Here is a 23,603-nt window from a genome sequence, read left to right as displayed (position 1 = left end):
TATTATCAGTATCGACAAAAAATCAGCGGATAAACAGAGTGTTAATTTCTTTAGGGCGACCTGAAGTTACGCTAAGCTGACATTTAGAAACTAGTTGGGAGTATCGCTTGCTGTTGCAAAGTATGCTGGCGAAAACATCGACCAAGAATAGTGTAGAGATGTATGGTTAAGCAATGGTGAAATCTTTAGAAAAACAAAAAAAATGGATACCAAAACGCTTTGGCTTTTTGCTATTACCTAACTTTTCGTTGATTGCCTTTTCCTCAGCGATTGAGCCGTTACGAATGGCCAATTGGGTGAGTGGTGAAGAGTTATATGAAACTGTACTGATTAGCCACGATGGTGAAGCGGTAGCGAGTAGTTTTGGTGTACAAACGCTAGTTAACTGTAGCCTAGCTAATTTGCCTATGTTGGATGCCGTATTTGTCTGTGGAGCAAGTCCTATCGCGCGTACTGGTAATGAAGCCGTTATTGGTTGGTTGCGACGCCAAGGCATTGGGCCAATGGGGATGGGAGGCATTGGTACGGGCTCTTATATTTTGGCATGTGCCGGATTATTGAAGAATACGCGCGCCACTATTCATTGGTGGGATTTGGCGAGCCTGCGAGAAGAGTTCCCTAGCACGCATGTGACGAATAACCTCTACGAGATAGATAAAAACCGATACACCTGTAGTGGTGGTACAGCGGCAATGGATATGATGTTGTTCTTAATCGGTAAAGAGCACGGCATGGATTTAGCGGCGAGTGTCTCTGAGCAATTTGTCTGTGAGCGAATCCGTACATCTGAAGATCCGCAACGCATACCTTTAAAGGCGCGTATTGGCGCTAGCCAGCCCAAATTGATAGAGGCGGTTACGCTCATGGAAATGAACATAGAAGAGCCTCTGAGTACTGATGATTTAGCCCATCATGTAGGATTATCGCGCCGTCATTTAGAGCGCCTGTTTAAGAAGCACTTACAAACAGTACCTTCCAAACACTATCTAGAATTGCGTTTGGAGCATGCCCGACAGCTGCTGCGGCAAAGTGATAAAACCATTTTGCAAATTGGTCTAGCATGTGGCTTTACCAGCGCGTCGTATTTTAGTACTGCGTACCGTAATCATTACGGGTTAACCCCGCGGGAAGAACGTAAACGCGAAATCGATGATCCGGCGGCCCACAGCCCATTGTACCAAGGTGACTCTGTGTTAATGCGCTAAGGTTTAGCGTTTAAGATGACCGACCATGCCTTGAGCTTAGCCTCAAAATTTAATGAGGCATGGGCAGGGCTGGTTGAAGGGAGTGTGTAGAATTGAAATGGCTCATTCTCGAGTAGTGCACTGTGGTGTCGTTTAAATAGCTTGGCGGCCGCTTGTCCGTTAAACGCTATAGCGTTAATACTGGGGTATTGGGCCAGTAAAGCCTGAATAGGGTTTGCAATTACACTGTTTTGTTTGATGTTGCTATCCAAGCTGCCCGGGCGAACACATTCTTGCGCAACATCCCATAGGGCTACACCTGCTGCATTGAGCTGGCTGAGCTTTTCTTGGTAGGGGGCATGGCTGTCTAATTGATAGAGGTGCGTCATGATAGGCCAAAAAGCATTTCGTGGATGCGCGTAGTAGGCGTGCTCTTGCAGTGACTTTACCCCAGGAATGGAGCCTAGTATTAGTAAATGCGGATCATCGCCTATGGCAGCGTCAAAGCTTTGTATAGCGGTTTCATTCATCGCGGGTTTTTACCAAGACGGCTTTAGTTTGCGGGCTTTAGCTTATCGGAAGCTTGGGTTAGTTTCGCTATCATTTTAGTGAACAGTGGACGGGATTCTCGTAAAACGCGCTGGGCTTTATGAATCTCGGAACGTTCTGGAAGCAACGCAATGTAAAGTGACGTGTCGTTAACTCGGTAGCACATGAGGCGATAATGACCAATTTGAATATGTGCTTCATCGTAATCAGGGTTGGTTTTAGTCGCTTGTTTAAAAATAAGCGTAAAAGCTTGATGCCCAAGTTTTAGGTAGAGCAGTTTGTCTTTAGGAAAGCTAGAAGCAATGGGCTTGGTGCCAGAGAATAGAACGCTGCACTCGCTACCAGAGAGCTTATCCAGCTTGGTCAGAATCTGAGACATTGTCACTCCACTGAAGTAAATCTACGGCTTGTTGGCGTATTTGTTGATGTGTCATATTCGCATTGGCGAGCAGCCCAAGGGATTGATCATGTTCTATAAACAACGCCAGTGTGTCTTGTTTGTAACCGAACAAGGAAATATTACCAATGGCCGGTAATTGTGGCGCTTTTTTGCTAACAGTATCCGCTAAGGCCTTAAGCGTTTTGAAAAGCTCGTGTTGCTCCATATTGCTGAGAGAGTGGTCAATCGTTTGGCTTTTGGCATCAAAATGCAATGCACCTAATATGCCGCGTGATTTGGTGGCTGCTTCAACAATAGACATCTTAGGGACAGGGCGACTTTTACGTAACCACTCAAATTGAGGTGAATTTGGGTCTGGATTGCGCTTTTTAAATTCATTCATCGCAACACGGTGTGAAACATCACTCCAATTAACGCTGTCAGCATCATGCATCATGGCAGAGTTGATAATATCCAGCACATGCATTGATTTACGTGCATCAATAAAAATTGTAGGCGCCAGCATGCCGCGCGCTTTTAAATGGTTTTGGTAATCTTCAAGACGAGTTGTCTCATCAAGGTCTGAGCGTGTCACTGCGACCACAAAGTTACGGCCGATGATGTAATCCCAAAACTCATCTAAGTAGAAATCCAAGTCTTTAAGCGGGTAATTACGGGTGTTGTCGACAAGCAAAATAACTGCAGATGCATCTTTTGCAAGATCACTGACCATTAAGTCCCACATGAACTTAAAACGCTCTTGCCCGGGAGTACCGTATAGATGAAGGCTGGTATCGTCGTTTAACGTTAATTTGCCGTAGTCCATACCGACAGTGGTCGTACGTTTACGTTTAATTGTAGAGTCCGATACCTTGGTATCAGTGTCAACGACATCAATTTCGCTGATACTGCGTATGGCGGTTGTTTTGCCTGACCCGGGGGAACCTATAAATAGTGCTTTATAAGATTTCATTAACATCCTTATTAAAGAGGGTCTAGAAATTCACTAAATGGTAATCCAGAATGATGGCATTATCGAGAGGCGCCATTAATCATCACTGAATTATATATCTATACAGTCTCTCTATTAATACATTTTCTGCGAAATACTTCGAAAATTGTAAAATGGATAGGTAATAGTACATATTTTTAAATGTATGCTGTCTTTTTACTGCTCAGAAATCCCAAGTCACTTGGGTGTAGAACATAACCAATAAAAAGGAAAAAATGATGTTCAGTCACATAATGGTAGGTGTCAATGATATGCAGGCATCAAGAGATTTCTATGATGCGGTGCTTGCAACTATGGGCCACGCACCCGGAGTAATGGATGATAAAGGACGGTGTCTCTACATTACAGATACCGGTATTTTTGCGCTTACAAAGCCTATCAATGGTGAGCCTGCTTTCCATGGTAACGGCTGTACCATTGGTTTTGCGGCAGCTAGCCCGGAGATAGCGGACAAATGGCATGAGGTCGGTCTTGCTAATGGTGGTACCACATGTGAAAACCCACCGGGTAAACGCGAAAGCGGTTTAGGTGATCTTTACTTAGCGTATTTGCGTGACCCCGCTGGAAATAAATTGTGCGCGTTGCATTTGTTGGGGTAGGTTAACTCCATAGTGGGGTGAGAGCTCCACTATGCTTGCCAACTCACTTCGCACGTCAGGATATAGCCTGCTCCATAGATAGTTTTGATGAGCGTAGGATGTTTAGGGTCTGTTTCAACCTTCTTTCGTAAGCGTGACATTCTTACGTCGATACTGCGGTCAAATGGGTCGGCAAAGCCGTGGAGTAATTGGTCACGGGACAGAACTTGCCGAGGGGCTTGCAGCAATCGATTGAGTAGGGTGGCTTCGGCCGAGGAAAGCTCATAAGAAAGAGTTTGTGTTTGGTGGTATAAAGTCAGTGTGTTTGGGTCGTATACCCAATCGGCAAACCGTGCTTTTCGGTCTTTATTGCCGGAATGGCTAACATGGTTAATGTGTTCTAGACGGCGAAACAGGCTGTTAACCCGAGCTACCAACTCTCTTGGTTCAAAAGGCTTTGCTAAATAATCGTCAGCACCAAACTCTAATCCCAAGATACGATCGGTGGTTGACCCGCGGCCTGAGATTATAATGACACCCATCCCTGACGTATCACAGTACTCTTTGACCAGTGATATTCCATCCATATCCGGTAGGCCTAAATCAATGATACATAAATCCGGCTTGCGTCTGTGGATAGCGGCAGACGCTTGTTGCCCCGTTTGAAACGTACGCGTTTCATAGCCATGCTGATTTAACTGTTGGGCTATGATTTGGCAGATATCTGGCTCGTCATCTACGATATAAATTATTTTTCTTGTCATTATCGTTTTTCCGGTACGAATTTACCTGTGCTTTACCGCTTGTTGAATAGCGACAAGTAGGTCGTTTTGTGTAAACGGCTTTTGTAAAACGCAATATTCCAATGCTTCGTTTCCGTGGCGTTGCGGAAATCCGCTCATTAACACCACGCGACAGTTAGGTATTTGCTGAGCGACGTGCTCGGAAAGTTGGTAACCATCATGTTGGCCGGGCATTACAACATCTGACACCACTAAACCAATATTGGGTATTGATCCCAACAGGTTGATGGCTTCGTCAGCTGTGCTGGATTCAACCACTGAATATCCCAGCCGAATTAACTGTTCGCGCACTAGCGAGCGCACATCATCTTCATCATCGACCAGTAACGCTAGTCCACCTTGGTCGCAGGCAGAGGTTTGGCTAGGCATGTTTTTATTAGGTAGAGCGCTTGCGACGGGGAGTAGGAGGCTTACAAAAGCCCCATCGATATGATTTGCTAGCGCAATGTACCCGTTCGACTGTTTAACGAATCCATATACCATGCTTAAGCCAAGACCAGACGAGTTGGTTGTTTGTTGAGTTGTAAAGAAGGGGTCGAACGCGCGGGATATGGCTAAATCAGAGAAGCCGGTGCCTTCATCTTTAATGGTGATCTCAACATACTGACCAGGACGGACTTCTTCATCAAAATATAACCCGTCGGTTACCGTTCTATTTTTGGCGACAACCGTTATTGTCCCTTTGTCTTTCATGGCATCTCTAGCATTGAGTACGAGATTGACCATCGCATCTTCAAGTTGCCCGCTGTCACACCACGGGGTTGCTAACGAAGCGTCTAAGCTGAGTACTAGATTAATGTCGTTGGGTAGCGAGCCCTTCATGAGGGAAACAAAATCGTCCATAAGTAAGGGAAGGTTGACGGCTGTTGCTCTGAGGGGCTGCCTTCTCGCAAAACTGAGTAACCGACTGGTGATATTGGCCCCTCGTTTGATTGCTCGTATAGCGGGTTGTATGTTGCTCATCAAGGAAGGAGGTGTATTAGGGTTATGCTCGATAGACTGTAAGTTGCCTTGCAAGATGGTAAGCAAGTTGTTGAAATCGTGTGCTAAACCCCCTGCGAGTTGACCAACCGTGTTCATACGTTGCGCTATTTGCAACCGTTCTTCTGCTTCGCGTTCAGCCGTAATGTCGATGGATAGGTTGATCATACCGTGCACGGTAGCTGAGCCAAATTGCGGAGCAGGGCAAAAAGGAATGAGTGTGCGCTTGGTGATACGTGTGTAGCCCTGTAACTGCATCGTATATTCAAAGCTATTAGTGGCTCCATTGAGCGCTGATAGAACATGTGGCCGAATCTCTTGATACATGTCTTGGCCAATAACGTCCCAAAGAAAACGATCGATAATCTCGTCTTTGCTTAGGTTAAATGCGTCGGCATAACCTTGGTTAACAAATACATAACGCTGATGTTCATCAATATAAGCGATTTGGGCAGGTAGGGTATCTAGAATCAGACGTTGGCGCTCTTCCATTAGTTGAAGGTTATGAGTGGTGTCCTGCACCTGTTGCATGGCAATGCTGAGCTGCCGGTTACGTTTAGATAATTGCGATGTGCGTTTGTTAACTTGGTTATCCAGCTCTTTAATATTTTGGCTTAGTTGGTCAACCATGCGATCAAAAGCACGTGCTAACACTCCTATCTCGTCTTTGCGGTGGATATCTGTAGTTACATTGAGTTCTCCATTGCTAATACGGTGGGCTGTTTCTGATAAATGCCGCAGTGGGCGGGTGATGTGATAGACAAAAACAATGGCCAGCAAAGAAGCGACGATCAGCGCGATAAGGGCGATGGTTAAAATTCGATCGGCCAGTAATTTAGAACTGGCTTGCAATTCATCAAGGTATACGGATGAACAGATATACCAATTAAACCCGGGCAGAAAACGAACCAGTGATACCTTCTCATAACGGTAGTTTCCTGGATCGGAGGGGCGGTCCCATTTGTAGTAGAGCTCTTTTCCGGTGTCAGCAACATTGATGAGGTCGCGCATGATGTCTCGGTTGGTTACCGGATTTTTTAATGCTCTAAAGTCCACGCCATCGATATTATTGTTGGGATGAACCAGCATTTTCCCCTTTTCATTAAAAATAAACAGGTAGCCCGTCTCGGCAATTTTAATCTCATCGAATGCTTGGCGCAGCTCTTCCAGAGCGGCTTCGCGGCGATTTTTGACCTCGGCCTCTATATCATCGATGTACACGCCAGATCCAAAAACGAGTGACCATTCTGGGAAATACTTAACATACGAGAATTTCTCAATGAGCTCGTCGTCATTGAGTCGACTCCAGCGATATTTATAAAAACCTTCGCTTTCTTTAATCGCCGCTTCTATTACCGAGGGCATAATGGCGTTGCCCTGCTCGTCCAGCATGTCCCGTGTATTTTTACCTTGGAAAGCGGGGTCGGGGTGCGAGATCAATTGGTAATCAGTGTTGGCTACCCATAGGTAATCATCTTCTCCGTATTTGAGTTTCTTGATTTGCTGCAGCACTTGTTCTTTAGCCAATGCAGGCTCGACACCCGATTCGATTAAGAGTGAAAGTTGCTCTTGAAAAAAGAAGGTGGCTGTATCAATGATGGCACGAAGCCTTTCTCGGTTTGACGCGAGCACTTGGGCCTGGTATTCCGCCGTTCCTGCCTGCATTTTGTTAGCCAGCTCAAAGACATTGTTTAAAGCAATATGACTGGCATTGCGTTCGATACCAAAGACAGTGCTTTTTATGAACGGGACAGAATAGATATAAAACGCGATAACTATTGCGGCAACAATAGCCACGATGCCTAAAAGAAAACGATGAGTTAAGCGAGAATACAGCACGTAATTACCTGTGTGGCAGATAGTTTTTTATTATGAATAGGGTTGTGCCTATGGGTGCCTTTTATAATAAAGGAAAAGTCAGCCAATTAGAGTGGGTTGATACATTTCGTAGGATTTGCGCAAAAATGCCGTAAAACTCTTCCTCTATGTTGTTTGTCTAGCCATTGTAGAAGTCACAACGTTTCCTGTTTGTACAGGTGACAATCAAGCGGCTTCTGGGGATATAACAATAAGAGGTCCACTATGTCCAGCACGCAACGCAATCATAAAGAGAGCATTTACGATCTACACTTAGGCCAAAATCAGGCTAATTACTCGGCGTTGACCCCCTTAAGCTTTTTAGAGCGAACGGCGGCTATTTACCCAGAAAGAACGGCAATTGTGTATGGCGATATTCGTCGTACATGGAAGCAAACGTATGAACGTTGTCGTGCGATGGCTTCATCACTTACTGCGCAGGCGATAGAGCCTGGTGATACGGTTTCTATACTTGCAGCGAATATACCAGAGCATTTTGAAGCACATTTTTCTGTGCCAATGTGTGGCGCTGTATTAAACAGTATTAATACACGCCTAGATGCAGAAACGATCGCGTTTATTTTACAACATGCAGAAACGAAGCTCTTTATTGTTGATCCCGAATTTGTCGAAGTGGCTAGCCGTGCGTTACAGATGATCGATAAGCCACCCAGGGTTGTGAATATTGAGGACCCGCTCTTTAGCAATGCACCATTAATTGGTGATATGACTTATAACCAGCTCATAGCCAACGGTGACAGCAACTTTGAAGCTTTTGCCGTAGAGAATGAATGGGGCGCGATCTCACTAAACTATACATCAGGTACTACAGGCAACCCTAAAGGGGTGGTGTATCACCACCGGGGGGCTTACTTGAATGCAGTAAGTAATGTGGTGTCATGGTCGATGAGTGGGCAACCGGTGTATTTGTGGACCCTACCCATGTTCCACTGTAACGGTTGGTGTTTTCCGTGGACGATGGCCTTAACGGGTGGCATTAATGTTTGCTTACGTCAGGTAAGAGTGGACGCTATTTTTGATGCGATAAGAAATGAAAAGGTCGACCATTTTTGTGGTGCCCCTATCGTATTGAATATGATGAACTCGGCGGATGAGGCGATAAAGTCTGGCGTAGACCACGAGGTAAAAGTGATGACTGCTGGAGCACCACCACCGGCATCAGTGATACAAGGAATGGAAGCGATGGGATTTGATGTGACTCATGTGTATGGGCTCACAGAAACCTACGGCCCTTGTGTGGTATGCGAGTGGCAAGATGAGTGGAGCGATAGCAATGCCGATGCGCAAGCGAAGCTTAAAGCACGACAAGGTGTAAAAGCTCCTATGTTAGAAGACCTCAAAGTGGTTGACCCCGTATCACTTGAGGAAGTCCCGTCAGATGGAGTGACGATAGGTGAGATTTTTATACGCGGTAATTTGGTCATGAAGGGCTACCTTAAAAACCCATCTACTACCGATGATGCCTTTGAAGGAGGGTGGTTCCACTCTGGGGATTTGGCTGTGCGTCATCCCGATGGCTATGTTGAAATTAAAGACCGCTCAAAAGATGTCATTATTTCAGGCGGGGAAAACATCTCCAGCATCGAGATTGAAGATGTCCTATACCGACATCCCCTAGTAAGTGAAGCGGCGGTGGTGGCCAAGTCCGACCCTAAATGGGGGGAAACTCCTTGCGCCTTTATTAATGCACGGGATGTGATATCCGCCGAGGAAATCATTGAGTTTTGTCGAGCTAACATGGCGCATTTTAAAGTCCCTAAAACGATTGTGTTTGGCGAACTGCCTAAGACATCAACAGGCAAGGTACAAAAGTATCTGTTGCGCGAGAAAACACGACACCTTTAAGTCGTTGTAGTGAGCGTTTTGGTTTCCTCGGCCATTTAATGCTCAGTTTTACACCCTGCTAGCGGTATCTTTCGGCGCTTTTTTAAGCGCCTTTTTTATGCTGAGTGTTTGCTCCCGCATTTTATGAGGGCGTTACATTTGGTTAGATTTGCGCAAAATTTCAGACGTTTTTTTCCTGTTTACTAGGTCGTGTACCTCTGCGTACTGATGTGATTGAGCATACGACAATAAGGAAAAAAACAATGTCTATCATTAATCGAAAGCATGGTGAAGAACAGCCATGTTGGCCCCTTGGGCCATTCAGGATTCGGCTACCGTTTATTCACTACCGCTGGGAATACCCAGAAATGATTCAAGGCTTGATCATGTTTGTGGTCGGCCTCGCTATGATTCCTCTATTAGAAAAGTACCTGGGTATGCCTTACGAGGCCGCTTTGGCGTTTACCTTTGTTGCGGGCGTTGGTTATATTTTACCGGCGTTATTGGGGGTGCCTCTGGTGCCTGGCTGGATTACACCAGCGATCCCCGTGGTGCTATTGTATTTGAAAGGTTTTGAACCCGGCCCCGAAGCGATCAAAGCTTTGTTTGCATTGCAGATTGAAGTGTCACTTATCTTTTTAATTTTAGGCATGACGCGCTTAGGCAGCAAACTGGTAGAAGTGATCCCCAATTCTCTTAAATCAGGCATTATTATTGGTGCAGGCATTGCTGCCCTAATGGGTGAGTTAAAAACAGGTGGGCGGGTTGATATCACGCCTATTTCGTTACTGATCGGCTCGATAATTTCAGCGTATATTTTGTTTTCTTTATCCTTTAAAAATGTGGTGAATGAAAGCTCATTGGCGAAGCGTATTGCTAACTTCGGTATGGTACCGGGGATGATAATCGCCATGATTATCGGCTGGGTCAGTGGCGAGTATCCGTTACCAGATATTGAGTGGGGCATTACTCAGCCAGATTTTGGATTAATGTTTCAATATCTAACATTTACAGTTGGCTTCCCTGGTTGGGATGTTTTCTTGTTAGCCATACCAACGGCCATTATTGCTTACGTTATTGCTTTTGGAGACATTATTGTCGGCTTTACTTTAGTGAAGCGCGTTGACCATTTACGTGAAGATGAAAAAATAGAAGCTAACGTGGATAGAGTGCATACCGTTACGGCGTTAAGGAACTTTATTCACGCATTTTTAGCACCGTGGCCGGGTCTCGCTGGCCCATTGTGGACCGCTGCGCACGCCACGGTAACCGAGCGTTACGCCATGGGGCGCAAAGCGATGGATTCTATTTATAGCGGTGGTGCTACATTCTGGATGACAGGGTTAGTCGCGCTATTTATTTTGCCTTTGGTAACGTTATTTAAACCTGTACTGCCAATAGCGCTGTCGTTGACGCTCATTTTAACCGCTTACATATGCATTATGGTTGGAATGGAGCAGCTGCGAAATCCAACAGAGCGAGGGGTTGCCGGTATTGTCGCCGTTACGTTAGCCATGCCTGACCCTAAATCTACTGTGTATGCTGTTGTTATCGGGTTAGTTTTATACTTCTTAATTGAGCGTCCCAAGTTGCTGGGTAAACACCGGCCCGAAGACGAATTGGTCTTTGCTGATCCCCCTGAGAAAAGCGCAGAATAGCTCATCTATTGCATAAAACGGCCAAACCACTGCTTCAAAGAGGCAGTGGTTTTATTGTTTAGCTGCCAAACGATATGACGTGGGTGATTCGCCTGTCCATTGTTTGAATGCACGTGTAAAAGCGGTCGGTTCCGAGAACCCCAGTAGCGACGAAACTTGAGCAATCGGTATTGATGGCTGGCTTAGGTAGTGGATGGCTTTATCGCGGCGAACAATGTCTTTTATTTTTTGAAAATTGCTGCCCTCAGAAATCAATTTTCGTCTTAGCGTTCGTTCGCTTAAGTGCAGCGCTTGAGCAATAGCTTCCATAGAGGTTGCTAGGTCATCGGTTTGTTCTAGGTAATCCAGAACTCGGCGGGTGTACACAGGGAAAAAGGCTTGCCGTGTAAACCAATCTAATGGGGCTCTGCGTAAATGGTGTTTTAAGGTGTGTCGTGTTTGTACCACGGGTAAGTTTAACCATTCTTTACTGAATACAAATGTGTTGGTGCTTTGCTCAAAACGGGTAGGGCATGGAAACATGAGCTGATACTCAGCGATATGAGCAGGCGGCTTATGTGTAAATCGTACTTCCTTAAGCGGGATGCGTTGCCCTACTAACCAGCTTGGGAATCGATGCCAAAGTAGCATCAAAAATTCGCGTAGCAGTAAATCAGGATCAAGCTTAGGATCAGATAAACTCATTGACAGTGCTACATCGTCGCCTTCGATATTGAGAGTCAGCCGGATTGATTCATTCACCAGATTATAAAAGCGGCACAGGTGATGGTAGACCGATTCTAGGTCCTTGCAACGAACGGCTTCTTTTGCCATGAGGCTAAAAATTCCGTGGCGGCAGCGCTGTGTTCCCATGCCCAGAAAATCATCATCACTCTCGCGCCAAGCAATTTGCATTAACGTGCTGTATTGCTCCGGTGTAATTCTGAAATGTGGATTATTTAATAATCCTTCATTGATTCCTGCCTCGTGAAGTAACTGGTGTTTATCCAAGCCTGCCTTGTTTGTTGCGTTGATGAGCGCTTGAGCAAAATGGATTGAAATTGAGTAATGTTGAATGAAAGACATAGCTAATTCTTATGGATTGTTTTGTCCGAAATTAGCATAAAAATCCTGTTTACTGCCAGAAGTGTCGTTTTATTCATCCGTCCGTGTCCGAAATTGTCAGCTATTGGTCTGGTTTAGTTATTGTTGGAATTGTGCCGATTGGTAGGATGTTGTTGGTCTGTACAGGGGGCCTAAACGTGCCTTTTCAGTAAAAACTGATGTAGGCAATTTAAGTATTTTGCACCTGTGAACCACTATTTTAGTCGATGTTTGGAATGCCCTTTGAGCCATGGATGGCTCGTTTTTAATACAAGGGCGGCTGCATGTTTACTGTAAAGGAAAAGCGATGTATTCAGGAAAGGCTGTCAGGCTTAACGCATTAGAAAACGGTATTACTGAGTTGGTGCTAGATCTTAATGGGTCATCTGTTAATAAACTTAATCAGCAGACGTTGATGGAGCTAGAAGCGGTGGTAGAGCGTCTACACCAGCCATCTAATGCAGTAACAGGATTATTAATCCGCAGTGCTAAACCAGCCTTTGTGGTTGGTGCAGACGTAACCGAATTTACTGGTAAGTTTCAGCAATCAGACAGTGAGCTGCTAGCTTGGGTGCAAAGTGTTCATTCTTTATTTTGCTCGATTGAAAATTTGCCGTTTCCAACCGTTTCAATGATCAATGGCCTAGCATTAGGTGGCGGCTTTGAGCTGGCTTTGTGTACAGACTATCGAGTGATGGCCGACAGTGCGAAAGTGGGGTTTCCTGAGGTAAACCTTGGCATTTGCCCAGGCTGGGGGGGAACTGTCCGCCTGAGCCGACTTGTCTCTATTGATACTGCCTTGACTTGGCTAGTTACGGGTAAGCCACAAGCAGCGAATACCGCGCTGCAACTGGGCGTGGTAGACCGCATAGCGCCACTAGAAACATGTCGTGATTCTGCTATTAGTCTTCTGAATGATACAGGCGCTAACTATCAAGAAAAGCGGTTACATAAACGCGCACCCGTGGTTAAAAACACATCATGGGATAAGGATTTTTCTGCGTTTGTAGATAGCTACTCATCAAAGCTAGATCCGAATTACCCCGCTGCCACTGAAATAATAAATACCGTTAAATCCCACGTGTCATTGCCGTTTGAGCAAGCGCTAGATACTGAGGCGCAAGCGTTTGTACGTTTGGCGAAAGGAGATGCTGCACAAGCGCTGGTCGGTTTGTTTATCAACGAACAGCAAATGAAGAAAGCGGCTAAACACTGGATGAAGCAGGCGAAACCCGTCGCAAAAGGGGCTGTTTTGGGTGCAGGAATCATGGGAGGGGGTGTGGCTTACCAGTCAGCGGTGAGTGGGGTTCCCATTGTCATGAAAGATATTCGCGAAGACGCGCTAACGTTAGGTTGCGACACGGCAGCTCATCTCTTAGACAAGCTAGTTAAGAAAGGCCGTTTAGCGGTACAAGATAAGCAGCACATACTCGACTCCATTACGCCAACCTTACATTACGAAGGGTTCCGCGATGTTGATGTGGTTGTGGAGGCGGTTGTTGAAAATGAACAGGTAAAGACATCTGTTTTGGCCGATGTTGAAGCCTATATGGCTCCCGATGCGGTCCTAGCATCAAATACCTCTACCATTTCTATTGATTGGTTAGCTCAAGGTTTAAAGAGACCAGAGCAGTTTTGTGGAATGCACTTTTTTAATCCGGTTCACCTAATGCCGCTTGTTGAGGTGATACGTGGGCGCCATACCAATGACCAGACAATTGCTCGTACAGTCGCTTATGCAGCGGCTATGGGTAAATTGCCTATTGTCGTTAATGACTGCCCCGGTTTTTTAGTTAACCGAGTCCTGTTTCCTTACTTTAATGGCTTTAACCGGTTGCTTGCACAAGGTGTCGACTTTGAGCGAATCGATCGGGTGATGGAGGCTTTTGGTTGGCCTATGGGTCCGGCTTATCTCGCTGATGTTATTGGTCTCGATACCATGGTTCATGCAGATCAAGTTCTTCAAAAAGGTTTTCCGGATCGCATGATACATAATGGAGAGCCTGTAATAGAAGCCATACTCGCTTCAGGCGCATTAGGACAAAAAAATGGGCGAGGTTTTTATGAATACGAGTCCGGTGCAGGTGGCGGGCGAAATAAAACCGCATCTTCAGCGGCACGAGACATCATCAATGAGCGCCTACAAGCCAGTGATGAAGTTTCGGACGAAGAAATCGTTGATCGTTTAATGATCCCGCTATGTACAGAGTCCATTCGCTGCCTAGAAGACGGCATTGTCACGAGTGCAGCTGAGGTTGATATGGGGTTAATTGCAGGGCTGGGCTTTCCTCGTTTTCGCGGAGGAGCCTTACGCTATGTTGACTCGATAGGGTTACAGGCCTTTGCAAAAAAAATCGAAAAATATCATCAACACGGTGCCTTGTATCACGTAACGGATGGGCTCCGTAAACGCATCGAATCAGGCAGCACATATTACTAACCCTGACTCAGCCGTGCCATAAAGCGGCGCTAAGTGGATAAACAAAGGACGGGCTTAAGGCCTACCTTTACAGGAGATAACCATGAGTGATTATAAACACCCTTATCGAGATGCTGAGTTTATATTGAATGAGCTGGTGGGTTTCGACCAGTTGTGTGCCGATGCTGGACTTGAAGACATTAACAGTGAGCTGGCAGATGTGATTCTAACTGAGGCCGGTAAATTAGGAGCCGATGTATTAGCGCCACTCAATTATATCGGTGATACGCAAGGCGCCACGTTAAGCCCGCAAGGGGTTGTGGAGACGCCGGGGTTTAGCGCCGCCTATGCTCAGTATGTTGAAAACGGTTGGCCGTCTTTAACAGCAAAAGAAGAGTTTGGTGGCCAGAACCTTCCCAACGTTTTAGGCACAGCGGTGAATGAAATTTGGCACACGGCTAATATGTCGTTTGCATTATGTCCCATGCTGACCCAAGGGGCTATTGAGTCGTTAGTGCATCATGGTAGTGATGCATTGAAGGAAAACTACTTACCTAAGTTGGTAAGCGGTGAGTGGACCGGCACAATGAATTTAACTGAGCCAGATGCTGGTTCGGACCTGGCGGCCATTAAAGCGCGTGCTACCCCAGAAGGTGATCACTACCGAATTACCGGCCAAAAGATCTTTATCACCTGGGGTGATCATCAAATGACTGAAAATATAGTGCATTTGGTGTTAGCGCGTTTGCCGGACGCACCTGCTGGTGTAAAAGGCATTTCTTTGTTTATCGTGCCTAAGTTTTTGCTGGATGAGCAAGGCAACCCCGCTCAGCTAAATGATGTTAGTTGCGTGTCTTTGGAGCATAAGCTTGGCATTCATGGCAGCCCAACTTGCGTTATGAGTTTTGGAGATAATGGCGGGGCGGTTGGCTATATTGTTGGCGAACCGCATCAAGGTTTATCTTATATGTTCACGATGATGAACCACGCACGCCAAAGTGTGGGTTTACAGGGCGTGGCAATTTCTGAACGCTCTTACCAACTGGCGGTTCAATACGCTAAAGATCGACTTCAAGGCACTCGAAAAGACGGCAGCCGTTTCCCTATTATTGAGTTTCCTGATGTGCGCCGCATGTTAATGCAGATGAAAGCGTCAATTGAAGCCATGCGCGGTCTCGCGTATGTCGCCGCCGCAGAAACAGATCGAGTACACAGCGCTACTGATACCTCCCAGGCGAAACATCATCAAGATCGAGTCGATTTGCTGACACCTATTGTGAAAGGTTGGATTACCGAGGTAGCTCAAGAGTTAACTTACTTGGGCGTTCAAGTACATGGCGGTATGGGCTTTATCGAAGAAACCGGTGCTGCTCAGCATTATCGCGATGCACGTATCCTCACGATTTATGAAGGAACAACAGGCATTCAAGCGTTGGACTTAGTAGGCCGTAAAACGCTTATGAATAAGGGAACGGTATTGTCTGCTTTGCTGGATGAAATAGCTCAGGTGCAACAGGAGTTAGCCGCCTCTAGCGCATTACAAAATGAAGCGCGCGCACTGGATACAGCATTAACTGCAGCTCATGAGGCGCTGCAATGGTTACTCGATAATGCTGAAAAAGACGCCTCTGTTGCAGGCAGCATTAGCGTTAATTTCATGATGATGATGGGGTATGTGTGTGGTGGTTGGGTGATGGGGCAGTCTGCTCTTAAAGCGCAGGCTTTGCTGAACGCGGGGCAAGGTGATAGCGCCTTCTTACACAGTAAATTGATTACCTCGGCTTTTTACTGTGATCACTTGTTGCCTCGCGCAACTGGCTTGCTCGCGGTGATTAAAGCGGGGAGTCAAAGTGTTATGTCGTTACCCAATGATCAGTTCTAAACCTTGCTAGGCCATTCATGTGCAGGGAATTAATTAACCAAGAGTAGAGACGTAAGCGATGAAAGTATTAGTAACAGTGAAGCGCGTTATTGATTACAACGTGAAGGTTCGTGTTAAACCGGATAATTCAGATGTCGATTTGGCCAATGTGAAAATGGCATTAAATCCATTTTGCGAAATCGCTGTGGAAGAGGCGGTGCGTCTTAAAGAAAGCGGAAAAGTGTCGGAGGTCGTTGTGGCTTCGATAGGGCCTAAGGCCTGCCAAGAGCAAATTCGCACGGCTTTGGCGCTGGGGGCTGATCGGGGCATCCACATTGACACTCCTGATATGCCCGAATCGTTAGTGGTTGCTAAATTGCTGGCTAAAGTGGTGGAAGCTGAGGCCCCCGATTTGGTGGTTATGGGCAAGCAATCTATCGATGGCGATAACAACCAGACAGGACAAATGTTGGCTGCTTTACTGGGCCGTCCCCAGGCGACTTTTGCCTCGGTTGTTAACCTAGAAGAGGGGAAAGCCGTTGTCACGCGTGAGGTTGATGGGGGCCTGCAAACATTGTCTTTGATGCTTCCTGCTATCGTAACAACGGACTTGCGTTTGAACGAGCCGCGCTATGCCTCGCTGCCCAATATTATGAAAGCTAAGAAAAAACCATTGGATGTTACGACCCCAGAAAGCTTGGGTGTTGAAATGACCGTGCATACCCGTGTGCTGTCAGTAGAGCCGCCGGCTGAGCGCTCAGGCGGTATTCAAGTGAAGAGCGTAGATGAGCTAATCGACAAACTAAAGAATGAGGCAAAGGTGATCTAATGGCTATTTTGATTCTTACCGAGCACGATAATCAGTCCCTCAAAAGTGCAACGCTTAATGCGGTAACGGCCGCAGAGCAGATAGGAGGCGAAATCCATTTGCTTGTTGCAGGTTTTAATTGCGGCGCTGTTGCAGAACAGGCGGCACAGGTTAATGGCGTGAGTCGCGTGATACTTGCGGATAACCAAGCCTACCAGAATGGGCTAGCAGAAAACGTATCGGAATTAATGGTTGAGTTGGCAGGTGATTATTCTCACCTTTTGGCAGCATCAACAAGCCATGGCAAAAATTGCATGCCACGGGTAGCGGCCTTACTGAATGTCGCTCAAATATCTGATATCTGTGGCGTTGAATCTGCGGATACATTTCGTCGCCCTATTTATGCTGGTAATGCGATCGCCACTGTTCAAGCTTTGGATGAGGTAAAAGTTATTACGGTACGAGGTACTGCTTTTGACCCGGCATTAGGTTCGGGCGCATCTGCCACTATTGATTCAATAACATCGGTTCATTTATCAGAAGCGGTGCAATTCGTTAATGAAGAACTTGCAGAATCGGAGCGTCCTGAGCTTACGGCGGCTAACACCGTTGTATCAGGCGGTCGCGGCTTGGGTAACGGGGAAAACTTTGGCTTGTTGGAGTCTCTTGCTGACAAGTTAGGTGCCGCAGTTGGGGCATCACGTGCGGCCGTGGATGCGGGCTTTGTGCCTAATGATATGCAGGTAGGCCAAACGGGTAAAATTGTGGCGCCTAATCTTTATATCGCGGTAGGTATTTCTGGTGCCATTCAACATTTAGCGGGTATGAAAGACTCTAAAGTCATTGTGGCCATCAACAAAGATGAAGACGCTCCCATTTTCCAGATAGCGGATTATGGCCTAGTGGCGGATTTATTTGAGGCTGTCCCAGAGTTAACGCAAAAGCTATAAGTTATTCACACAAAGAAAGGTAATGTCTCATATGCGCGAATCTATGGAATTTGATGTTGTCATCGTTGGAGCGGGACCATCTGGGTTATCTGCCGCGTGTCGGCTCATGCAGTTAGCATCAGAAAACGCTTATGAGCTAACAGTCTGTGTGGTCGAAAAGGGCTCAGAGGTGGGAGCGCATGTTTTGTCGGGTGCGGTTGTTGAACCCAGAGCATTGGAAGAGCTGTTTCCTGACTGGCAGGACCGCGGCGCACCACTGACCGTGCCTGTTAAAGAAGACCAGTTGTTTATGCTACGTAACGCGACTAAAGCCATTAAGTTGCCAAACATGCTTGTCCCCAAAACTATGCATAATCAAGGTAACTATGTAGCCAGTGTTGGTAATCTAAGCCGCTGGTTGGCTGAGCAGGCAGAGCAGTTAGGTGTGGAAATATTCCCCGGCTTCGCCGCTGCTGAAGTACTTTACCGTGAAGATGGCAGTGTTAAAGGCGTCGCTACCGGCGATATGGGGGTGGCGGCAGACGGCTCTCAAAAAGACAGCTATATGCCAGGTATGGAGCTGCATGCAAAATACACCTTGTTTGCCGAAGGTTGTCGCGGTCATTTGGGAAAGCAGTTGTACCAGCGTTTTGACTTAAGTAAAAATGCTGATGCTCAGCATTATGCTATTGGTATTAAAGAGCTATGGGACATCGATCCCACTTTACACGATCCGGGGCGAGTTATTCACGGGTCTGGCTGGCCTTTAGACAACGATGCTAGCGGAGGCTTTTTTCTTTATCACACCGATAACAACCAGGTAGTGGTTGGGCTGATAGTTGACCTAAATTACGCCAATCCTTACTTGAGCCCCTTTGATGAATTCCAGCGTTTAAAACATCACCCTGTTTTAAAGCAGTACTTAACGGGTGGGAAACGTGTTGCTTATGGCGCTAAAGCTATTGCTAAAGGTGGACTAAACGCCTTGCCAGAGATGGCTTTTCCGGGGGGGGTACTCATTGGTTGTGAAGCGGGCACCTTGAACTTTGCCAAAATTAAGGGCACGCATACGGCTATGAAATCCGGCATGATTGCCGCCGAAACAGTCTTTGCATCGTTAAAAGAAGGGGATCAAGGCGGGCAGGTATTAGCGGATTTTAACGTGGCTTTTAAAGGATCATGGTTGTATGGCGAGCTTTATCAATCGCGCAACTTTGGGCCTGCATTGCACAAGTTTGGTGCTTATTTAGGGGGCGCATTTAACGTATTAGATCAAAATATGTTGGGCGGTAAGCTACCTGTTACGTTACGCGATCTCAAAGAAGATTATGCTCAAATGCGACCAGCTGCTGAGTTTTCACCTATCTCTTATCCCAAACCGGATGGGGTAATTAGTTTTGATAAGTTGAGCTCGGTATTCCTGTCGAATACGAACCATGAAGAGGATCAGCTGTGTCATTTGACGCTAAAAGATCCAGATATCCCGCTAACCGTTAATCTGCCTGTTTACGCAGAGCCGGCTCAACGTTATTGCCCCGCAGGTGTTTACGAAGTGATTGAAGACGCTGATGGGCCGCGTTTCCAGATCAATGGGCAAAACTGTGTTCATTGTAAGACATGCGACATTAAGGACCCTTCTCAAAATATTGTATGGGTATCACCTGAAGGAGGCGGGGGGCCGAATTACCCTAATATGTAATTTGCTTATGTAGAAGAGAACTAAGAGGACATTGGCGCTGCGCAGAGTAAAGCTAGAAAGTGTAAGGAAAGGTTCCCATGCGCATGCGCCGATACTGACTAGGTGATATCCCCATGATTTTTTTGAAGATACGAGAAAAGTAATAAGCATCCTCGTAACCCACAGCAAAGCTAATCTCATTGATCGATTTGGTGGTTACATCGAGCAGGTGGCAAGCGCGCTCCACTTTAAGATGGATAAAGTGGTTGATTGGAGTGGTACCTGTGAGCTCCTTATATTTTTTAATAAAATGAAATTTAGACAGGCTAACCGTTTCTGCTAACGCCTCAAGTTCAAGTTGCTCATGTACGCGTGCTTGCATCAAGCTATGTACCCGCTCTAGATCGAAATTGTGGGCCGCTTGCTGTTTGGCTAACGGTTGCAGTTGCGCGATGTGAGTCAGAATTTGACGAAGCAGGCTGGCGGTGTGAACAAACGCATTTATGTTGTAGCTATATTGTCGGCATTCGAGTAATGATTCAAAGTCACTGGTTAATCTAGAATGGATGCCTAAAGGGAATACGTAGTTATTGCTGTTAATCGCAAGATAGTCAATAAAGTCTTCACTTTTATCCCCTGAGAAATGTACCCAGTAAATAGTCCACGGTGTGGTTTCCGAGGCTTTGTATGCATGCGCTACGCCCTTGGGTAAGCAAATAATATCACCGGCTTTGACAGTATGTATTTGGTTGTTAATCGTTAGTTTTCCCTCCCCATCAAGACAGTAAATCATGAGGTAGTCATCATGCTTATTCCTCGACATTGTGTGGTTTAAAGCTTGTTTGTAGTAGCCTAAACCTAGCGGGTAAAGGTCTTTAGCTAATGGATGCTGGCTAAGCAACGACACCATTTTGCGAGGCACAACAAAGCGGCTGCTATCGGGTGGAAGTGGCCAGTCAGACGGTTGGCTCATCGTGTTAGACCTTTGGATTAAAGGAGTGGTTAAAAATAACAATATAGTCCATTAATTCAGCAAGATTATCAATCCCTAGGCTGTAAGTGCTGTGCTTAAATGGTCTTCAATGTAACGCTAGAGCACGATGTTAAGAATAGCTTTAAGCGGTTATCCACCCTAAAAAAATAAGAAATAAGGTACTTATAATGACTCAACAAGTTGCGCTTTTAATTAATGGTGAGCTGGTCACTAGTCAGTCAGACAACTGGATTCCTGTGACGAATCCAGCAACCCAAGAGGTGATAACGCAGGTGCCATGTGCAACAGAGGCAGAGGTAGAGCTTGCTGTCGATGCGGCAAAAGCGGCATTTACTGTTTGGAAGGAAACTCCGGTAGGTGAGCGTGCTCGTTTAATGCTTCGCTATCAAGCGTTGTTAAAAGATCATCATGACGAGATAGCTAAAGTACTGGCTTTGGAAACGGGGAAAACTTTTGAGGATGCAAAAGGCGACGTTTGGCGTGGCATAGAAGTGGTTGAGCATGCTTGTAATATTGCTTCCCTTAGTATGGGAGAAACCGTAGAAAATGTAGCGCGTAAGATCGATTGTTACAGTATTACTCAACCATTGGGTGTGTGTGTTGGTATTACGCCGTTTAATTTCCCCGCGATGATTCCTTTGTGGATGTTCCCAATGGCGATAGCGTGCGGTAATACCTTTGTCCTTAAGCCATCTGAGCAAGACCCCTTAACCCCAATGCTATTAGCTAAGTTGTTTCAAGAGGCGGGTGCACCCGCGGGCTTGTTGCAAGTAGTCCACGGGACTAAAGACGTTGTTAATCAACTCCTAACACACAAAGACACCCCGGCTATTTCGTTTGTTGGTTCGGTGGCCGTGGGTGAACACATCTACCGTACAGGCACGGATCACATGAAGCGTGTACAGGCTTTTGCTGGCGCCAAAAATCATATGGTTATTATGCCGGATGCCGCTAAAAACCAGGTGATTAATAGCATAGCAGGTGCTTCAGTGGGGGCTGGCGGCCAACGTTGTATGGCTATTTCGGTGGCGGTATTTGTTGGTAATGCACGGGAATGGATTCCTGAGGTCCGAGATGCGTTAGCAAAAGTACGCCCAGGTGCATGGGATGACTCTGGAGCTGGGTATGGTCCACTGATTAACCCGCAGGCCAAAGAACGAGTATTGCGGTTTATCCAAGAAGGTAAAGACGCCGGTGCTGAGTGTATTTTAGATGGTTCAGACTGTGTAGTAGATGGCTACCCCGACGGTAATTGGGTAGGCCCTACTATGTTTCGTCATGTGACAACAGATATGTCTATTTATCAAGAAGAGATCTTTGGGCCGGTACTGATTGCGTTAGAAGTCGAGACATTAGATGAGGCTATCAAACTTATTAACGATAACCCCTACGGTAATGGAACCTCGATGTTTACTTCTTCTGGTGCGGCTGCTCGTAAATACCAGCATGAGATTAAAGTGGGCCAAGTTGGTATCAATGTTCCCGTACCCGTGCCTTTGCCTATGTTTTCATTTACCGGTTGGAGAAAGTCTTTTTACGGAGACCAGCATGCCTATGGAAAACAGGCTGTGCGTTTTTATACCGAAACGAAAACGGTTACCGCGCGTTGGTTTGAAGATGATATCGATACTGGAGTGAACACCAGTATTAACCTCAAATAAGAGGCAGGTGCCCCATGGGTAAAGGTGGGCACTCATTCACAATCAATTACGATCCCTTGTATTAATAAGAATAAAAGTAAGCAAAGCCCAATATGCTTTGCTAACAAAGGAGAGGCTGATGGATTTTGAGCTAAATGAAGATCAAATTGCATTTTCCGACATGGCGCGTGCGTTCTCACTCAATGAGATGGAACCCTATGCTGCAGAGTGGGATCAGCAGCAGATTTTCCCCGTTGAGGTTTTACAAAAAGCGGGTGAGCTAGGCTTTTGTGGTTTGTATACACCTGAGGATGTGGGTGGCTTGGGCTTGGGGCGATTAGACGCCAGCATCATTTTTGAACAGCTTGCCATGGGGTGTACATCTACGACGGCTTTTATCACGATTCACAACATGGTCACGTGGATGATCGCGGAGTTTGGTGATTCAGAAACGCGACAGAGGTGGTGCCCAGAATTAACCGCGGGTACGAAACTGGCATCCTATTGTTTAACCGAACCCAATGCGGGCTCGGACGCCGCCTCGCTGAAGACCTCAGCACGTAAAGAACACGATAGTTACGTACTCAATGGAAGCAAAATCTTTATATCAGGAGCCGGTGCAACAGACGTATTGGTTGTGATGGCGCGTACGGGAGCAGAGGGGGCTAAGGGTATTTCGGCGTTTGCGGTCGATGCGAAAACGCCGGGCATTACTTACGGTCGCAAAGAAGAAAAAATGGGCTGGAATAGCCAGCCTACACGATTGATTACATTTGAAGATGTCAAAGTGCCCGCCCAGTGTTTGCTGGGACGCGAAGGTGACGGTTTTAAAATTGCAATGAAAGGGCTTGATGGCGGGCGCATTAATATTGCGACTTGCTCTGTAGGCACAGCTCAAGCCGCACTTAATCGTGCTGTCCAATATATGGGAGAACGCTCACAGTTTGGTCAATCATTGGAAAATTTCCAAGCGCTACAATTTAAGATATCCACTATGAACACGGAGCTTGTTGCAGCCCGACAAATGGTGCGTCTTGCAGCAAATAAGCTTGATAACAAACACCCCGACCGCGCCACCTACTGCGCTATGGCCAAGCGTTTTGCAACCGATGTTGGTTTTAACGTCTGTGATGAAGCGCTTCAAATTTTTGGTGGCTATGGCTACATCAAAGAGTACCCCATGGAGCGTTACGTTCGCGACAGCCGGGTGCATCGCATTTTAGAAGGCACTAATGAAGTTATGAACGTCATTATCGCCCGCCGATTATTACTCAAAGATGCAGCCCAGATTTTATAAGTGAGTCAGTTTTAGGGGGCTCAAGAGAGAGTTAACAAGGAGTCATTG

At 46.3% G+C, this 23,603-nt stretch carries 18 protein-coding genes; 11 read left to right on the top strand and 7 right to left on the bottom strand.

Annotated features, from left to right (window positions below; all coding sequences use genetic code 11):
• Window positions 1–173: 173 nt before the first annotated feature.
• Window positions 174–1,205 (top strand): GlxA family transcriptional regulator, encoded by a 1,032-nt coding sequence (locus tag BS617_RS11115; RefSeq protein ID WP_075172871.1) that lies wholly within the window; start codon window positions 174–176, stop codon window positions 1,203–1,205.
• Here BS617_RS11115 and BS617_RS11110 read toward each other — a convergent pair.
• Genes BS617_RS11110 through BS617_RS11100 form a run of 3 tightly spaced genes read right to left on the bottom strand, consistent with a single transcriptional unit; the run spans window position 1,202 to window position 3,085 of the window.
• Window positions 1,202–1,714: a DNA-deoxyinosine glycosylase gene (locus BS617_RS11110; protein ID WP_075172870.1), complete on the bottom strand. Its 513-nt coding sequence runs from the start codon at window positions 1,712–1,714 to the stop codon at window positions 1,202–1,204. The genes BS617_RS11115 and BS617_RS11110 overlap by 4 nt on opposite strands.
• A gap of 23 nt (window positions 1,715–1,737) precedes the next feature.
• A complete protein-coding gene (locus BS617_RS11105; RefSeq protein ID WP_075172869.1) occupies window positions 1,738–2,112 on the bottom strand; it encodes a hypothetical protein in 375 nt (124 codons plus the stop codon).
• The gene (locus BS617_RS11100) at window positions 2,084–3,085 is read right to left on the bottom strand and encodes a GTP-binding protein (RefSeq protein ID WP_075172868.1); all 1,002 of its coding nucleotides are present in this window, start codon (window positions 3,083–3,085) and stop codon (window positions 2,084–2,086) included. The genes BS617_RS11105 and BS617_RS11100 overlap by 29 nt, the downstream gene beginning before the upstream one ends.
• Window positions 3,086–3,339: 254 nt before the next feature.
• Here BS617_RS11100 and BS617_RS11095 point away from each other — a divergent pair, with 254 nt between their 5' ends.
• Window positions 3,340–3,723, top strand: coding sequence for a VOC family protein (locus tag BS617_RS11095; RefSeq protein ID WP_346424308.1), 384 nt, complete (start codon window positions 3,340–3,342; stop codon window positions 3,721–3,723).
• A gap of 29 nt (window positions 3,724–3,752) precedes the next feature.
• Here BS617_RS11095 and BS617_RS11090 read toward each other — a convergent pair whose 3' ends face one another.
• Together BS617_RS11090 and BS617_RS11085 are read right to left on the bottom strand one after the other, a co-directional pair.
• Entirely contained in the window at window positions 3,753–4,466 is a 714-nt protein-coding gene (locus tag BS617_RS11090; protein WP_075172866.1) for a response regulator transcription factor, read from the bottom strand.
• Between the two features lie 21 nt (window positions 4,467–4,487).
• Window positions 4,488–7,325 carry a cache domain-containing protein gene (locus BS617_RS11085; RefSeq protein ID WP_075172865.1) on the bottom strand — a complete coding sequence of 946 codons (2,838 nt, stop codon included), beginning with the start codon at window positions 7,323–7,325 and terminating at the stop codon, window positions 4,488–4,490.
• Between the two features lie 243 nt (window positions 7,326–7,568).
• Between BS617_RS11085 and BS617_RS11080 the strand changes: the two genes are divergently transcribed.
• Together BS617_RS11080 and BS617_RS11075 are read left to right on the top strand one after the other, a co-directional pair.
• Complete coding sequence (locus BS617_RS11080) at window positions 7,569–9,209, top strand: acyl-CoA synthetase (protein WP_075172864.1); 1,641 nt, start codon at window positions 7,569–7,571, stop codon at window positions 9,207–9,209.
• A 242-nt stretch (window positions 9,210–9,451) separates the two neighbouring features.
• Entirely contained in the window at window positions 9,452–10,846 is a 1,395-nt protein-coding gene (locus tag BS617_RS11075; protein WP_075172863.1) for a DUF3360 family protein, read from the top strand.
• Between the two features lie 51 nt (window positions 10,847–10,897).
• On the opposite strand, the gene BS617_RS11070 is transcribed toward BS617_RS11075, so the two are convergent.
• Window positions 10,898–11,911, bottom strand: coding sequence for an AraC family transcriptional regulator (locus BS617_RS11070; protein WP_075172862.1), 1,014 nt, complete (start codon window positions 11,909–11,911; stop codon window positions 10,898–10,900).
• Window positions 11,912–12,236: 325 nt separating this feature from the next.
• Between BS617_RS11070 and fadB the strand changes: the two genes are divergently transcribed.
• From fadB to BS617_RS11045, 5 genes are all read left to right on the top strand, one after another.
• The gene (fadB, locus tag BS617_RS11065) at window positions 12,237–14,369 is read left to right on the top strand and encodes a fatty acid oxidation complex subunit alpha FadB (RefSeq protein ID WP_075172861.1); all 2,133 of its coding nucleotides are present in this window, start codon (window positions 12,237–12,239) and stop codon (window positions 14,367–14,369) included.
• A gap of 82 nt (window positions 14,370–14,451) precedes the next feature.
• Window positions 14,452–16,230, top strand: a complete 1,779-nt coding sequence (locus BS617_RS11060) for an acyl-CoA dehydrogenase C-terminal domain-containing protein (protein WP_075172860.1) — start codon at window positions 14,452–14,454, stop codon at window positions 16,228–16,230.
• Window positions 16,231–16,288: 58 nt separating this feature from the next.
• Window positions 16,289–17,038, top strand: coding sequence for an electron transfer flavoprotein subunit beta/FixA family protein (locus tag BS617_RS11055; protein WP_075172859.1), 750 nt, complete (start codon window positions 16,289–16,291; stop codon window positions 17,036–17,038).
• Entirely contained in the window at window positions 17,038–17,967 is a 930-nt protein-coding gene (locus BS617_RS11050) for an electron transfer flavoprotein subunit alpha/FixB family protein (RefSeq protein ID WP_075172858.1), read from the top strand. The genes BS617_RS11055 and BS617_RS11050 overlap by 1 nt, the downstream gene beginning before the upstream one ends.
• A gap of 22 nt (window positions 17,968–17,989) precedes the next feature.
• Entirely contained in the window at window positions 17,990–19,645 is a 1,656-nt protein-coding gene (locus tag BS617_RS11045; protein ID WP_075172857.1) for an electron transfer flavoprotein-ubiquinone oxidoreductase, read from the top strand.
• A gap of 52 nt (window positions 19,646–19,697) precedes the next feature.
• On the opposite strand, the gene BS617_RS11040 is transcribed toward BS617_RS11045, so the two are convergent.
• On the bottom strand, window positions 19,698–20,597 hold the full coding sequence (locus BS617_RS11040) for an AraC family transcriptional regulator (RefSeq protein WP_075172856.1): 900 nt from the start codon (window positions 20,595–20,597) through the stop codon (window positions 19,698–19,700).
• Window positions 20,598–20,785: 188 nt separating this feature from the next.
• Between BS617_RS11040 and BS617_RS11035 the strand changes: the two genes are divergently transcribed.
• Together BS617_RS11035 and BS617_RS11030 are read left to right on the top strand one after the other, a co-directional pair.
• Window positions 20,786–22,279, top strand: a complete 1,494-nt coding sequence (locus tag BS617_RS11035; RefSeq protein WP_075172855.1) for a CoA-acylating methylmalonate-semialdehyde dehydrogenase — start codon at window positions 20,786–20,788, stop codon at window positions 22,277–22,279.
• Between the two features lie 118 nt (window positions 22,280–22,397).
• Window positions 22,398–23,555, top strand: coding sequence for an acyl-CoA dehydrogenase family protein (locus BS617_RS11030; RefSeq protein WP_075172854.1), 1,158 nt, complete (start codon window positions 22,398–22,400; stop codon window positions 23,553–23,555).
• Window positions 23,556–23,603 lie beyond the last annotated feature (48 nt).

It is taken from the genome of Neptunomonas phycophila, assembly GCF_001922575.1.
GTDB classification, from domain to species: Bacteria; Pseudomonadota; Gammaproteobacteria; order Pseudomonadales; family Balneatricaceae; genus Neptunomonas; species Neptunomonas phycophila.
This window is presented reverse-complemented; position numbering and strand designations above follow the sequence as displayed.

What these genes read in the sequence shown, in the direction of transcription:
- BS617_RS11090 (WP_075172866.1), bottom strand. Translation starts at nt 4,466, where the DNA reads ATGACAAGAAAAATAATTTATATCGTAGATGACGAGCCAGATATCTGC.
- BS617_RS11035 (WP_075172855.1), top strand. Translation starts at nt 20,786, where the DNA reads ATGACTCAACAAGTTGCGCTTTTAATTAATGGTGAGCTGGTCACTAGT.
- BS617_RS11100 (WP_075172868.1), bottom strand. Translation starts at nt 3,085, where the DNA reads ATGAAATCTTATAAAGCACTATTTATAGGTTCCCCCGGGTCAGGCAAA.
- BS617_RS11110 (WP_075172870.1), bottom strand. Translation starts at nt 1,714, where the DNA reads ATGAATGAAACCGCTATACAAAGCTTTGACGCTGCCATAGGCGATGAT.
- BS617_RS11075 (WP_075172863.1), top strand. Translation starts at nt 9,452, where the DNA reads ATGTCTATCATTAATCGAAAGCATGGTGAAGAACAGCCATGTTGGCCC.
- BS617_RS11105 (WP_075172869.1), bottom strand. Translation starts at nt 2,112, where the DNA reads ATGTCTCAGATTCTGACCAAGCTGGATAAGCTCTCTGGTAGCGAGTGC.
- BS617_RS11080 (WP_075172864.1), top strand. Translation starts at nt 7,569, where the DNA reads ATGTCCAGCACGCAACGCAATCATAAAGAGAGCATTTACGATCTACAC.
- BS617_RS11070 (WP_075172862.1), bottom strand. Translation starts at nt 11,911, where the DNA reads ATGTCTTTCATTCAACATTACTCAATTTCAATCCATTTTGCTCAAGCG.
- BS617_RS11095 (WP_346424308.1), top strand. Translation starts at nt 3,340, where the DNA reads ATGATGTTCAGTCACATAATGGTAGGTGTCAATGATATGCAGGCATCA.
- BS617_RS11060 (WP_075172860.1), top strand. Translation starts at nt 14,452, where the DNA reads ATGAGTGATTATAAACACCCTTATCGAGATGCTGAGTTTATATTGAAT.
- BS617_RS11115 (WP_075172871.1), top strand. Translation starts at nt 174, where the DNA reads ATGGTGAAATCTTTAGAAAAACAAAAAAAATGGATACCAAAACGCTTT.
- BS617_RS11045 (WP_075172857.1), top strand. Translation starts at nt 17,990, where the DNA reads ATGTCTCATATGCGCGAATCTATGGAATTTGATGTTGTCATCGTTGGA.
- BS617_RS11040 (WP_075172856.1), bottom strand. Translation starts at nt 20,597, where the DNA reads ATGAGCCAACCGTCTGACTGGCCACTTCCACCCGATAGCAGCCGCTTT.
- BS617_RS11055 (WP_075172859.1), top strand. Translation starts at nt 16,289, where the DNA reads ATGAAAGTATTAGTAACAGTGAAGCGCGTTATTGATTACAACGTGAAG.
- BS617_RS11050 (WP_075172858.1), top strand. Translation starts at nt 17,038, where the DNA reads ATGGCTATTTTGATTCTTACCGAGCACGATAATCAGTCCCTCAAAAGT.
- fadB (WP_075172861.1), top strand. Translation starts at nt 12,237, where the DNA reads ATGTATTCAGGAAAGGCTGTCAGGCTTAACGCATTAGAAAACGGTATT.
- BS617_RS11030 (WP_075172854.1), top strand. Translation starts at nt 22,398, where the DNA reads ATGGATTTTGAGCTAAATGAAGATCAAATTGCATTTTCCGACATGGCG.